We start from the raw sequence: 13,848 nt of genomic DNA on the forward strand, positions 1-13,848 counted from the left end.
CGATCTGTCAGGGCCCTATCGCCGGCAAGCCAGCTCCCACATCAACCGCATTGACCTCAAGCCATGTGCAGTACCTGTGGGAAATTGCCCAGCCCTTGCAGTACCTGTGGGAGCTGGCTTGCCGGCGATGGGCTGCGCAGCAGCCCCTTTCAACACCAAAAGCTAGGCCAACGCTTCCCGCACCTTCGGGTCCAGCCCCTCCCCTGCATTGGCCTCGATCCATTGCGCCAGCTGCCGGCGCATCGCCGGTGTCCAGAAGCTCTGCAGATGCTGCCGTACCCCTTGCACCGCCAGCGCCCGGTCTGGCTCGCTGTCGAAGTAATGGGCAATCTGATTGGCCATCTTGACCAGGTTTTCACTGCTCATCGGCGCACCTCGGCTTTTTCCGCAATACGGCGCTCCTTCAGCAAGCGCCGCTGCTCGTCACTGAAGTCCTGGTAGCGCTTCTGCCACTGCGAAGGCTGGAACACTTTCACCACCTCCACCGCCGTCACCTTGTACTCAGGGCAGTTGGTGGCCCAGTCGGAGTTGTCGGTGGTAATCACGTTGGCCCCCGACTCGGGGAAGTGGAACGTGGTGTATACCACCCCCGGCGCCACCCGGGTACTGACCTTGGCACGCAGCACCGTCTGCCCGGCGCGGCTGCCGATGCCGACCCAGTCACCGTCCTGGATGCCACGGCTTTCGGCATCGGCCGGGTGGATTTCCAGGCGATCGGCGTCATGCCAGGCGACGTTGCCTGTGCGCCGGGTCTGGGCGCCGACGTTGTACTGGCTGAGGATACGCCCGGTGGTCAGCAGCAGCGGGTAGCGGTTGTTGACCTTCTCCTCGGTGGGCACGTAGCCGGTAAGCATGAAGCGCCCCTTCCCACGTACGAACTGGTCGATGTGCATGGTCGGCGTACCATCGGGCGCTGCATCGTTGCACGGCCACTGCAGGCTGCCATGGCGGTCGATCTCGGCGTAGCTGACGCGGTGGAAGGTGGGCGTCAGGCGGGCGATCTCGTCCATGATCTCGGACGGGTGACGGTAATTCATCGGGTAGCCCAGGGCATTGGCCAGGGCCACGGTCGCCTCCCAGTCGGCCTTGCCGGCCAGCGGCTCCATGACCTTGCGAACCCGCGAAATGCGCCGCTCGGCGTTGGTGAAGGTGCCGTCCTTCTCGAGGAACGAGCTGCCCGGCAGGAACACATGGGCGAACTTGGCTGTTTCGTTGAGGAAGATGTCCTGCACCACCACGCACTCCATGGCCAGCAGGGCCGCCGTGACGTGCTGGGTGTTGGGGTCGCTCTGGGCAATGTCCTCGCCCTGGCAGTACAAGGCCTTGAAGCTGCCGTCCAGCGCCGCTTCGAACATGTTGGGGATACGCAGGCCCGGGTCGGGCTGCAGGGTAACGCCCCAGGCACGCTCGAACTCGGCGCGCACGCCTTCGTTGGAAATGTGCCGGTAGCCGGGCAGTTCGTGGGGGAACGAGCCCATGTCGCACGAGCCCTGCACGTTGTTCTGCCCGCGCAGCGGGTTCACCCCTACCCCTTCACGGCCGATGTTGCCGGTGGCCATGGCCAGGTTGGCGATGCCCATCACCGCGGTACTGCCCTGGCTATGCTCGGTCACGCCCAGGCCATAGTAGATCGCCGCGTTGCCGCCGGTGGCATACAGGCGGGCGGCGGCGCGGATCTGCTCGGCAGGTACGCCACAGACAGGGCCAAGTACCTCAGGGGCGTTATCCGCCTGGCTGACGAAGTCGCGCCAGCGGGCGAAATCCGCGGTTTCGCAACGTGCATCGATGAAACGCTGGGCCAGCAGGCCTTCAGTGACAATCACGTGGGCCAGCGCGTTGAGCATGGCCACGTTGGTGCCCGGGCGCAGTTGCAGGTGCAACTCGGCGCGGGCGTGCGGCGAGTCGACCAGGTCGATACGCCGGGGGTCGATCACGATCAGCCGCGCACCCTGGCGCAGGCGGCGCTTGAGCTGCGAACCGAATACCGGATGGGCGTCGGTGGGGTTGGCGCCGATCACCAGCACCACGTCGGCCTGCATCACCGAGTCGAAGCTTTGCGTACCGGCCGATTCACCCAAGGTCTGCTTCAGGCCATAACCGGTGGGCGAATGGCACACCCGCGCGCAGGTGTCGACGTTGTTGTTGCCGAACGCCGTGCGCACCAGTTTCTGCACCAGGTAGGCTTCTTCGTTGGTACAGCGGCTGGAAGTGATGCCGCCGATGGAATCGCGACCGTACTTGAGCTGGATGCGGCGGAACTCGCTGGCGGCATAGGTCACCGCCTCGTCCCAGCTGACTTCCTGCCATGGGTCTTCCAGGCGCTTGCGGATCATCGGCCTGGTAATGCGGTCCGGGTGGGTGGCGTAGCCCCAGGCGAAGCGGCCCTTGACGCAGGCGTGGCCGTGGTTGGCGCCGCCGTTCTTGTCCGGGACCATGCGCACCAGCTGGTCGCCCTTCATTTCGGCGCGGAACGAGCAGCCCACGCCGCAATAGGCGCAGGTGGTGATGACCGCACGCTCTGGCTGGCCCAGTTGCACCAGGCTCTTTTCGGTCAGGGTCGCGGTCGGGCAGGCCTGCACGCAGGCACCGCACGACACGCACTCGGAGGCGAGGAAGTTTTCACCACCCGCGGCCGCCACTCGCGATTCGAAGCCGCGCCCGGTGATGGTCAGGGCGAAGGTGCCCTGGATGTCCTCGCAGGCACGCACGCAGCGGCTGCAGACGATGCACTTGCTCGGCTCGTAGTCGAAATACGGGTTGGATACGTCCTTTTTCTCAGCCAGGTGATTGGCGCCATCGTAGCCATAGCGCACTTCGCGCAGGCCAACCTGGCCGGCCACGGTCTGCAGCTCGCAGTTGCCGTTGGCAGAACAGGTCAGGCAGTCCAGCGGGTGGTCGGAGATGTACAGCTCCATCACGTTGCGGCGCAGGCCGGCCAGGCGCGGGGTTTCGGTGTGCACCACCATGCCTTCGCTGACCGGGGTGGTGCAGGAGGCCGGGTAGCCGCGCATGCCTTCGATTTCCACCATGCACATGCGGCACGAGCCGAAGGCTTCGAGGCTGTCGGTGGCGCACAGTTTGGGGATGCTGGTGCCGAGCATGGCCGCGGCACGCATCACAGAGGTTCCGGCGGGCACAGTGATGGCACGGCCATCGATGCTCAGGCTGACCTGTACCTCGCTGTCGCGGGCCGGGGTGCCGAAGTCGCTGCTGTTATCAGAAGCGGGGTCGAAGAAATTGATCACTGCGCGGCCTCCGTGTGGGTCAGCCCGAAATCGGCGGGGAAGTACTTCAGCGCGCTGGCCACCGGATAGGCGGTCATGCCGCCCATGGCGCACAGCGAGCCGTATTGCATGGTGTCGCACAGGTCGCGCAGCAAAAGGGCCTGGTCGTGCCGCTCGGTCATGTCGCTGGTGGCGATCAGCCGGTCGACCACTTCCATGCCGCGGGTCGAGCCGATGCGGCACGGGGTGCACTTGCCACAGGACTCCTCGGCACAGAACTGCAAGGCGAAGCGCGCCATGCTGGCCATGTTCAGGGTGTCGTCGGCCACCACCACACCACCATGGCCGAGCATCGCGCCCATGGCGGCGAAGGCTTCATAGTCCAGCGGCGTGTCGAAGTGGCTGGGCGGTACCCAGGCACCGAGCGGGCCACCCACCTGCGCGGCCTTCAGCGGCCGGCCACTTGCCGTGCCGCCGCCATAGCCTTCCACCAGTTCGCGCAGGGTCAGGCCGAAGGCGCGTTCCACCAGGCCGCCCTGGCGGATGTTGCCGGCCAACTGGAACGGCATGGTGCCCAGCGAACGGCCCATGCCGAAGTCGCGGTAGAACGCCGCACCCTTGGCCATGATGATGGGTACCGAGGCCAGGGTAAGCACGTTGTGCACCAGCGTCGGCAGGCCGAACAGGCCCTGCAGCGCGGGCAGCGGAGGCTTGGCACGGACAATGCCGCGCTTGCCTTCGATGGATTCGAGCAGTGCGGTTTCTTCGCCGCAGATATAGGCGCCGGCGCCGACCCTTACTTCCAGGTCGAAGGCCTGGCCGCTGCCGGCCACGTCGCTGCCGAGGTAGCCGGCGTCACGGGCGATGGCGAAAGCCTGGTCGAGCACGCGGATGGCATCGGGGTATTCCGAGCGCACATAGATGTAGCCCTTGTCGGCACCCACGGCGAGGCCGGCAATGATCATGCCTTCGATCAGCAGGAACGGGTCGCCTTCCATCAGCATGCGGTCGGCGAAGGTACCGGAATCACCTTCGTCGGCGTTGCACACCACGTACTTCTGGCCTGCTACGGCGTCACGCACGGTGCGCCACTTGATGCCGGCCGGGAACGCCGCACCGCCGCGGCCACGCAGGCCGGAATCGAGCACGGCGGCGACCACCTCGGCACCGTCCAGGGCCACGGCCGCCTCAAGGCCGGCGAAACCACCATGGGCACGGTAGTCGTCCAGCGACAATGGGCGGGTGATGCCGGCGCGGGCGAACAGCAGGCGTTGCTGGGTCTTGAGGTAAGGGATGTCCTCGACCGGCCCCAGGGCCAGCGAATGGCCGCCGGGTTCACCGGGCTGACCGGTAAAGGCGTCGAGCAAGGACGGCACGTCGTCCGGGGTGACCGGGCCGAAACCATGGCGCCCTTGCGCGCTGTCGCATTCCAGCAACGGCTCCAGCCAGTACAGCCCGCGGGAACTGGTGCGCTGGATGTCCAGCGGCAGCTGGCGGCGCTCGGCCTCCCGCTGCAAGGCATCGGCGACCTGGTCGGCGCCCACGGCACGGGCTACCGAATCGCAGGGGATGTACAGCTTCAGCATGCTGCGTCCTCCCGGCAAGCGTTGACCAGCGCGCGCAGGCGCTCAGGGGTAAGGCGCGCATGCACCTGACCGTCCAGTTCCAGCGCTGGCGAGCAGGCGCAGGCGCCCAGGCAGTACACCGGGCGCAGGTTGATGGCACCATCGGCGCTGGTGCCGTGGTCGTCCAGCGCCAGCTGTTCGCGCAGTTGCGCGGCCAGCGCCTCGGCGCCCCGGCTCTGGCACGACTCGGCGCGGCACAGGCGCAGGGTGTGGCGCGCCGGTGGCGTGGTGCGGAAATCGTGGTAGAAGCTGATCACCCCATGCACCTCGGCCAGGCTGAGGTTCAGGGCATGGGCAATTTCGGCGACAGCGGCATCGGGGATGTAGCCGATGTCGTGCTGGATGGCATGCAGGATCGGCAACAGCGCGCCGGGGGTATCCTTGTCACGGGCCAGAATGCGGTGGATCACAGGCAGGTGGAGCAATTCATCAGGCATACAGCGGACCTCGGCATCACGGACCCCGCCTGAATTGTTGTGAGGGCAGGTATCCGGCGTGTTCTGCTGCGGCGCGCCGACCACGTCACGGTTGCGTGGTGCCAGCGGCCTCCTTGCCTGCGGCCGCACGTCTGCGCGCGCTGGTCCGAGGCATCCTGCAAGCATGGCACTTGTGGCGCCGGGGGGTTGCGTGCGAACGACCAGGCGCATCCTGAAACCGACGCGGGTTGTTTCCATGCTATCGCTCGCCTGGCGCATCTTTTGCGGGAGCAGCCTTGTGCTGCGAAGAGGGCCGATACGGGCAACGGATATGAATTGCCAGCACCGGCCTCTTCGCAGCAAAAGGCCGGTCCTACAAATGCCTGCGCGCGGCTTCAAAGCTGCACGGCTTTGTCAATCAGTGCCTGGCCGCCTCGATCAGCCAGGCTGCTCGACAAAGACGCCGCAAGCCGGGCCCATGAGGCGCGCTTACTGGACCGACTCTGCCTCCAATGACGCAGGCTTGAAGCCCAGGCTTCGCATCAGATCACGTGCCGCCTCGAAGAACATGAGCTTGAGACTTTCGGCATATTCCTCCGTCAAACGGCTTGCTGGTCCTGAAATGACAAGAGCTCCCATCAGTTCCTGCTGCGCTCCGTAGATGGGCAGCGCCATTGAAGCGGCATGCGGGTCGGTGGCTCCCTTCGAGTAGTAGGGTTTCTGCAATGCAATACCGATGTGATACGGCGCGCGCAACGCCTGAGCCCCCGCCGCTTCATCCATCGGCCGCATGTCGCCGGGTTGAAGATTGAGGCGAAGTCGATGGGAAGAGTTAACACGGTACTGGCACATCCGATATGCACCGTGGCGCACATAGAAGGAGGCGGTCTCACCCGACTTTTCAGCCAAATCGTGCAAACGTGGCATTACATGCCTTTCGAGGTCCAGTGCCTCTTGATAGACCGTGTTCAAGCGCATGACTTCACTGGCTAGCTGATAACGCCCGTCAGCCATGCGCGTGATGAAGCCATGGTTTTCCAGAGACACCATCAAGCGCATGATCGTGCTTTTGATGAGGCCGGTACGTTCAACCAGCTGAACCAGGCTCAGCGCAGAGTCGCCTATCTGAAACGCGGTCAGCACGGTCAAAACACGGTCTGCCGATGCCACACCATTTACCGCTGGACGCGGCCGCGCTTTCACCATTTGCAAAACCTCACAGGATCGAAGCCCTCGATTGTACGCAAGGGCGGAAAAACCTCATTATCCGACAACGGTCGGCCACCGCCAACGTAGCATGCGCTGCGCGTGCAAAGTAAAAAAAGCCAGCAGGGCAATATATCTGCGCCTGCTGGCTAGAGGTTGATCGCTGTCGTATGGGGCAAATATCGGCAGACCTGGCAATCAGCGAACCTTACAGCCGATGCGGCCCCTTTCGCTGCGCTGGCCGACGCTCAGAACAGCGGCAGGGTGTAGTTGATGATCAGGCGGTTCTGGTCACCATTGCGTGCTGCCTCGCTGTGCGATTTGCCGTTGCGCCAGGCCACGCCAAGCCCTTTGAACGTGCCGCCCTGGATCACATAGTCCAGCGAGAAGTCTCGCTCCCACTCCGACTGTTCGGCGCCAGCGGCTGCCTGGATGTGGTCGCCTTTCAAATAGATCACCGAAGCCTTCAGCCCAGGTATGCCGTTGGCAGTAAAGTCATAGCCGTACTGGGCAAACCCGGTACGCTCACCAGCGCGCGTGAAGCTGAGCAGCATCTTGTCCGTCCACAGATACAGGCTGCTGCCACCGGCCCCCTTGTCGATCGACCCCTGGTTGATCTGCACGAAGTTGCTATCGTCGGAAACACGCTGATAACCCAGGGTCAGCGAGTGGCCCCGCAAACGATAGGTGAACGCCGCACTCCACAGGTCGTTGTCGATTTCCCCGTCGCTACCTTTGGTGTATCCACCAACGGTATAGCCCTGGCTACGCCCTGAGCTACTGCCGTTGGCACCGTCCGCACGGGTGCGGAAATAGCGCAGGTCAGTGGTCAACGAGCTGTCATCGGTCAACGCCAGGGTGTGATTGAGGCCGGTGAACTGCTGCAGATAGTAGTCTTCGAGTTGCCCGGCGTAATACTGCAGCAGCAGCGTTTTGGTGGCGCGGTAGTCGGCACCGACAAAGTTGAAACGGTCACTCTCCTGAGTACCGCCGTTTACGGCCATGCCGGTAAGGTCGGTCGAAGCCCGGCCCCTGGCGCGGTTCAACGCCCCGCCGATGAGCATGAGGTTATCGATGTCACTGGACTGCAATTGCACGCCCTGGAAGGTTTGCGGCAGCAACCGGCCATCAGAGGCCACCAGTATCGGCAACCTGGGCATCAGCTGCCCCACGCGCAGCTCGGTCTGGCTCAGCTTCATCTTGGCGGTGGCACCGGCGCTGCTCCAGCGGTCAGCTGCGCCATCGCCATCGGAAGGAATCATGCTACCGCCCTGATGCCGCCCTCTGCCGCTGTCCAGCGTAAGGCCCAGCATGGCCGTGGCGTCCACGCCGAAACCAACCACACCGTCGGTATAACCGGAGCGCAGGTCGAGCAGAAAGCCTTGCGCCCACTCCTCGGTTCTGGAGGGCTGCGCCGTACCGTCGCGGTTATCGCTGTTGAAGTAGAAATTGCGCATCGACAAGTTCGCGTGGCTGTCACCGATCAGGTCGGCCTGGGCAGACAAGCCTATGACGCTGCCGCCTGCTGCCAAGGCAATGCGGCAGATGGAAGGTAGGGATTTCAAGCAAGAGACTCCAAAGGATCGTTTTTATTATTTTGAAACGGCGTTTCTTTATATGGAGGCAGATTATCGCAGCCTCGTCAACAGCCAGGGCAACACGACCCTGAAAATCAGGAATTTCAGCAAAAACAGCTTCACCCTTCGTCCGATTTTGTTTTATTTTGCAACGCCATTGCATTAAATACATCAAAACAACAATCGGACGCCCAGGCGTCCCCGGCCCTACAGGAGCGCCCATGAGCTTCTTTGCTGCCCCGCCGACCGTGGAGACCACGGTATTCACCCGCCTGCCCGACCGCTTCCGCGACCCGCGCCCGACTGCCTGGGCCAATGCCAACCGCCAGGGCCGTGCCATCGACTCGTTCCTCGAAGGCCCATCATTCGATCGTCAAGGCCGGCTTTACGTGACCGACATTCCCAACGGGCGAATTTTCCGCATCTCGCCGCAGGGCGAATGGGAACTGGTGTGTCAGTACGATGGCTGGCCGAACGGCCTGAAGATTCACCAGGACGGACGCATCTTCATTACCGACTACAAGCGCGGGATCATGCTGCTCGACCCAGATACCGGTGCTATCGAAGCACTGCTGGACTCAGCTGGTTCGGAAGGCTTCAAAGGCGTAAACGACCTGGTGTTCGCACCCAACGGTGACCTGTATTTCACAGACCAAGGCCAGACCGGGCTGCAGGATGCCAGCGGTCGCGTGTACAAGCTCGACGCCAGCGGCAACCTGACCTGCCTGCTTGGCACCATCCCCAGCCCCAATGGCATCGTCTACGACCCGCACCTCAATCATCTGCTGGTAGCAGTGACACGCGCGCAACAGATCTGGCGCATCCCGCTGGGCAACGGCTCGATCATCGGCAAGGTGGGCGTTTTCGCCCAGTTGCACGGCGGCCTGGGCGGGCCCGACGGCCTGGCCCTCGATGCGCAGAGCAACCTGTACATCGCCCATACCGGTTTCGGCTCGGTATGGAAGCTGTCGAAAGTCGCTGAGCCATTGCAGCGCATCGTCTCCTGCGCAGGCATCAGCAACACCAACCTGGCCTTCGGCGGCAATGACGGGCAGACCCTGTACATCACCGAATCCGAAACCGGCAGCATTCTGCAGGTGCGCACCACTGCGCCTGGGCTGCCAATGTATTCCCACAGCTGAACCAGGCCCCCTGTCAGGGCACACAACAACTACAAAAGAGTGACGACATGACCCACGAAACCCCCGCTGCCCAGGCGCCGCTCAGCGACGCCGAGGGCGAACGCCTGATGCGCCGCGTGCTGTGGCGCCTGGTACCGTTCATCTTCATCTGCTACGTGATCAGCTACCTCGACCGCACCAATGTCGGCTTCGCCGCCATCAGCATGAACCAGGACCTGGGCCTTACCGCGACGATGTTCGGCTGGGCAGCCGGCCTGTTCTTCTTCGGCTACTTCATGTTCGAGATCCCCAGCAACCTGCTGATGCAGCGCTTCGGCGCACGGGTGTGGATTGCGCGAATCATGATCACCTGGGGGCTGATCTCCATGGCCACCGCCTTCGCCACCGGGCCAATCAGTTTCAGCATTGCGCGCTTTTTGCTGGGGCTTGCCGAAGCGGGCTTCACGCCCGGCGTATACCTGTACTTCACCTACTGGTTCCCCGGCAAATGGCGGGCGAAAGCCACTGCCGCCTTCCTGCTCGGCATTCCTGCGGCCAACATCATCGGCTCGCCCCTGTCCGGCTGGCTGATGGAACAGCACGGCGTCTTGGGCCTGAAGAACTGGCAACTGCTGCTGGTCACCGAGTCGATGCCGGCCGTGCTGCTTGGCATCGCTTGCCTCTTCGTGCTGGTCGATACCCCGGCCAAGGCAAAATGGCTCAACCCGCGAGAGAAAGCCTGGCTTGACCAGCGCCTGTCCCAAGAACAACAAGCCATCGGTGCGTCTCATGGCAATACGCTGCGCGCAGCCTTGACCAACCCCAAGGTGTTCACCCTGGCGGCCATCAACTTTTGCTGCATCGTCGGCTCGATTGGCATAGGCATGTGGCTGCCACAGATCATCAAAGGCCTGGGCATCGATAGCGGCGTGGTCGGCCTGGTGGTCGCCCTGCCCTACCTGCTCGGGGCACTGGCGATGACGATGTGGGCACGGCTGGCCAACCGAAGCCGTCACCGCCTGCCCTATGTGGTCAGCGCATTGGCCTTGGCCGCCGTGGCCCTGGTGGCCGCCGCCCTGCTTGACCAGCCGGTGTTGAAGATCGCCAGCCTGTGCGTGGCGGTGGCGAGCATCCTGTCATTCCAGGCCACGTTCTGGGCGATACCTTCGACCTTCCTGACTGGTCGTGCCGCCGCTGGCGGCCTGGCGATGATCGTCTCGATCGGCAACCTGGGCGGCTTCACAGGCCCGTTCCTGATCGGCCTGATCAAGGACGCCACTCATAGCTTCAGCATGCCGTTCTTTGCCGTTGCATCGATCCTGCTGGTCGGCACCTGCCTGATGCTTTGGCTGGGCGACCCCGCCAAGCAGCAGACGCCTCACGGCCAAGGCCAGACAATCTGACCGCTCAGCTGCGACGACGCATGCCGTATTGACCCAACAGCCCGATCACCAGGCACCCTCCGGCGACCCCCAAGGTCGCCGGCGCTCCCCAGCGGGCCGCGATCAGCCCCGCCGCCATGCCGCCCAAAGCTTCGAAGCCGAAGCGCATGGCAATATAGAAAGCGATCACCCGGCCACGCAAATGGCTGGGTGCGCCACTTTGCAGCTGCATGTTGGTACTGACATTGCTCAGGGTGATGCCGAAACCCAGAACGCCCAGCGCCAGCAGCGCCAGTGGCAGCGCACCCGCCATCCACAAACCGATCAGCGCAACCGCGCATAGCAGCGCTCCAGCATCGGTGAACTGGCGCAGGCGAGGCAATGCACCGCCAACCGCCAGCACCAGCGTGGCCACGAACGCGCCCGCGCCTGCCGCCCCCCACAACCATCCAAGCACTCGCGCATCGCCAGCGAACACAGCCCTGGCCAGGATCGGCAGCAGTGCCGCGTAGCAGGATGCCAACAAGTTGACCATGATCACGTTGACCAGCAACTGGCGAACGTTGCGCGTTTGCCACAGATACAACAACCCTTCGCGAAACACTTGCGCAGTTGAGCCACTGGCCTTTGGGCCGGCAGTACCGCGCACTTTCAGCAAGCCACCCAGCAAGGCCATGAAAGCCACGGCAGTAAGGGCGAAGCAGGCCGCCTCGCCGGCCAGGGCAATGAGCCCACCGGCCAATGGCGGGCCGACGAACCGTGCGGCATTGATCAACATGGCATTGAGCACCAGCGCGTTCGGCAGGTCGGCCGGGTCGTCGACAAAACTGCCGATCAGCGCTTGGCGCAGAGGGGTTTCCAAGGCATTGAGCAAGCCAAGCAGCAATGCCATGGCAGCAATGAACGGACCATCGATCCAGTTGCGCCAGGTTGCAAGCGCCAGCACGAGCGACTGCGCGATCAGGATAAGCTGCACGATGATCAGCAACCGGCGCTTGTCATGCCGATCGATCCACGCTCCTGCCAACGGGCCGATGAGCAATTGCGGCGCGAGCGAAAGGAAGGTGATCAGCCCCAGCAGTACGGCAGAACCGGTCAGATGATAGGCCAGCCAGGCCAATGCAACCTGCTGAACCCACTTGCCCAGAGTGGAAACACCCTGGCCGGCGAAATAGATCTGAAAGTTGCGATGAGCGAGCGCCCGCACGGCGGCGGGCCAACGTTTGCGATGCGGTGACGATGAATCGGACAAGTCTGCGAATCCTCAATAGAACCCGCGACCGACACCGACCCAACAGCCGCTGCACACCCCATCGCAAGGTGCGCAGCGCATGCTGGATCAGCCTGGCAGCAGGCAGCCTTTCTTCTTCAAGGACTCCAGGACCCAGGAACGGTCGTTGGTGCCTTGGGCAATGTGTTCCATCTGTGCGGTTTCGGCAGTGTGCTTGGCGGTGGCGCGAGCATAGACCTCGGCGACGTGGTCGTAAGGCACGCACAGCAGGCCATCGTCATCACCGATCACCAGGTCGCCTGGCTCGATCACCATACCATCAATGGCAATCGGCACGTTGATCTCGCCCGGGCCGTCCTTGTATGGGCCACGGTGCGAAACGCCAGCAGCGAACAACGGGAAGTCACCCGCACCGATGTTGGCTGCATCGCGAATGGCGCCGTTGATGACGATACCGGCCAAGCCACGCTTGACCGCGTAAGCCACCATCATTTCACCGATCAGGGCGTTGGTCAGATCGCCACCGGCATCGACCACGATCACATCGCCCGGCTGAGCGATATCGATCGCGTAATGCAGCATGAGGTTGTCACCTGGGCGCGCCTTGACTGTCAAGGCCGGGCCACACAGCACACCTTCGCGATGCATGGGGCGCAGGCGGGCACCACCTGCAGTCATCCGGTTCATCGAATCGCTGACGTTGGCAACCGGAACCTCACGATAACGTGCAACCCACTCATCACCGACTTTACGTGCGCGCTCAAGCACTTGGAAGCCAATGCTCATGTGACATACCTCTCTTGGTGTTATTCGATGTCATCGGCCGCTGCCGAATCTGTTTTTTAGAATGTCATTTCATTAAAGTCGTGGCAATGTGTTTTTGTCGGCTTTTTTTGCCAGGCATCGGCGACCATATGAATTTTCTTGCAACAGCGTTTCATTATGATAGGGTTTACCTCATTGCCGCACATGAGCGGCAGACTGCGCCCGAACCGCTCCCAGACAAGAACAAGGTATCCCCGATGTCCCGTACCATTCTGCTGACCGGCCCTGAGCTTGCTGCCGAGGCCATGAACCTTGCCGCCGAACAGGGCGTCAGAATCGTCCCCACTACGCCCTACCTGCCCGCCGAAGAACTGGAAGCGATCATTCGCGCTGAACAGCCCGATGCCATCGTGGTCCGCCAGGGCAAACTGACCCGCGCCATGATCGACGCTTCAGCCAACCTGAAAGTGATCGCCAAGCACGGCGTGGGCTACAACACCATCGATCTGCAGGCCGCCGCCGACCGCAGCATCCCGGTATCGATCGCCCTGGGCGCCAATGCCCAGTCGGTGGCCGAGCTGGCCTTCGCGTTGATGTTCAGCGTGGCACGTCAAACCGCGCTGCTGGATGCGCGAATGCGTGACGGGCATTGGGACAAATCCTCGGCCAACGGCATGGAGCTGTCGGGCAAAACCCTGGGGCTTATCGGTCTGGGCTCGATCGGCAGCATCCTCATGGACCTGGTGGCGCCACTGCGCATGAAGGTCAAGGTGTTCGACCCCTACCTCAAGCAACTGCCGGAGCGCCCGCACGTCGAGCGTGAAGAGGATTTCGATCGCCTGCTGGCTGAAAGCGATATCATCAGCCTGCACTGCCCGCTGACCGAGACCAACCACAACCTGATTGGCGCTGCCCAGTTCGAGCGCATGCGCCCTGGCGCCATCCTGATCAACACTGCCCGTGGTGAGCTGATCGACACCAACGCCCTGGTAAAAGCGCTCAGCGAACGCCGCATCGCCGGTGCCGGCCTGGATACCTTCAGCCCCGAGCCGCCGCCTGCCGACAGCCCGCTGTGGGGCCTGCCGACACTGGTCGCCACGCCGCATGTCGGTGCCAACACCACCGAGGCCCGCGAACGGGTAGGCCTGGTAGCGCTGAAGCAGGTTCTCGATGTATGGGCGGGCAATGCTCTGGATCCGCGTTGCGTGGTCAACCGCCACCTCTTCGCCAGCTGATCGCACCCTCGCGTGCCTCTCGTGAGCGGGGCACGTTCACACGCGTCACTCCAGAAAAAAAACAAT

At 63.2% G+C, this 13,848-nt stretch carries 12 protein-coding genes; 4 read left to right on the top strand and 8 right to left on the bottom strand.

Annotated features, from left to right (window positions below):
* Positions 1-162: 162 nt before the first annotated feature.
* The 6 genes from CAF92_RS19460 to CAF92_RS19485 form a co-directional block, all read right to left on the bottom strand.
* Positions 163-366: a formate dehydrogenase subunit delta gene (locus tag CAF92_RS19460; RefSeq protein WP_046615883.1), complete on the bottom strand. Its 204-nt coding sequence runs from the start codon at positions 364-366 to the stop codon at positions 163-165.
* The gene (gene fdhF / locus CAF92_RS19465) at positions 363-3,245 is read right to left on the bottom strand and encodes a formate dehydrogenase subunit alpha (protein ID WP_085601658.1); all 2,883 of its coding nucleotides are present in this window, start codon (positions 3,243-3,245) and stop codon (positions 363-365) included. Before fdhF ends, CAF92_RS19460 begins: the two co-directional genes overlap by 4 nt.
* The gene (locus tag CAF92_RS19470) at positions 3,242-4,810 is read right to left on the bottom strand and encodes an NADH-quinone oxidoreductase subunit NuoF (protein ID WP_085601659.1); all 1,569 of its coding nucleotides are present in this window, start codon (positions 4,808-4,810) and stop codon (positions 3,242-3,244) included. Before CAF92_RS19470 ends, fdhF begins: the two co-directional genes overlap by 4 nt.
* Complete coding sequence (locus tag CAF92_RS19475) at positions 4,804-5,286, bottom strand: formate dehydrogenase subunit gamma (RefSeq protein ID WP_085601689.1); 483 nt, start codon at positions 5,284-5,286, stop codon at positions 4,804-4,806. The genes CAF92_RS19470 and CAF92_RS19475 overlap by 7 nt, the downstream gene beginning before the upstream one ends.
* A 468-nt stretch (positions 5,287-5,754) precedes the next feature.
* Positions 5,755-6,471: an IclR family transcriptional regulator gene (locus CAF92_RS19480; RefSeq protein WP_080958495.1), complete on the bottom strand. Its 717-nt coding sequence runs from the start codon at positions 6,469-6,471 to the stop codon at positions 5,755-5,757.
* A 248-nt stretch (positions 6,472-6,719) separates the two neighbouring features.
* A complete protein-coding gene (locus tag CAF92_RS19485) occupies positions 6,720-8,036 on the bottom strand; it encodes an OprD family porin (protein WP_085601660.1) in 1,317 nt (438 codons plus the stop codon).
* Between CAF92_RS19485 and CAF92_RS27485 the strand changes: the two genes are divergently transcribed.
* From CAF92_RS27485 to CAF92_RS19495, 3 genes are read left to right on the top strand one after another with little or no spacing between them, the layout of a single operon-like run.
* Complete coding sequence (locus CAF92_RS27485; protein ID WP_178081809.1) at positions 7,921-8,214, top strand: hypothetical protein; 294 nt, start codon at positions 7,921-7,923, stop codon at positions 8,212-8,214. The genes CAF92_RS19485 and CAF92_RS27485 overlap by 116 nt on opposite strands.
* A 55-nt stretch (positions 8,215-8,269) precedes the next feature.
* The gene (locus CAF92_RS19490; RefSeq protein ID WP_013971797.1) at positions 8,270-9,190 is read left to right on the top strand and encodes an SMP-30/gluconolactonase/LRE family protein; all 921 of its coding nucleotides are present in this window, start codon (positions 8,270-8,272) and stop codon (positions 9,188-9,190) included.
* 47 nt (positions 9,191-9,237) lie between these two features.
* Complete coding sequence (locus CAF92_RS19495; protein ID WP_046615878.1) at positions 9,238-10,572, top strand: MFS transporter; 1,335 nt, start codon at positions 9,238-9,240, stop codon at positions 10,570-10,572.
* A gap of 4 nt (positions 10,573-10,576) precedes the next feature.
* On the opposite strand, the gene CAF92_RS19500 is transcribed toward CAF92_RS19495, so the two are convergent.
* Positions 10,577-11,803: an MFS transporter gene (locus tag CAF92_RS19500; protein WP_230385100.1), complete on the bottom strand. Its 1,227-nt coding sequence runs from the start codon at positions 11,801-11,803 to the stop codon at positions 10,577-10,579.
* An 87-nt stretch (positions 11,804-11,890) separates the two neighbouring features.
* Positions 11,891-12,568 (bottom strand): RraA family protein, encoded by a 678-nt coding sequence (locus CAF92_RS19505; protein WP_013971794.1) that lies wholly within the window; start codon positions 12,566-12,568, stop codon positions 11,891-11,893.
* Positions 12,569-12,804: 236 nt separating this feature from the next.
* On the opposite strand from CAF92_RS19505, the gene CAF92_RS19510 reads away from it, so the two are divergent.
* A complete protein-coding gene (locus CAF92_RS19510) occupies positions 12,805-13,782 on the top strand; it encodes a hydroxyacid dehydrogenase (protein WP_046615876.1) in 978 nt (325 codons plus the stop codon).
* Positions 13,783-13,848: the final 66 nt, after the last annotated feature.

Source organism: Pseudomonas sp. B10(2017) (genome assembly GCF_002113295.1).
GTDB lineage: Bacteria > Pseudomonadota > Gammaproteobacteria > Pseudomonadales > Pseudomonadaceae > Aquipseudomonas > Aquipseudomonas pudica.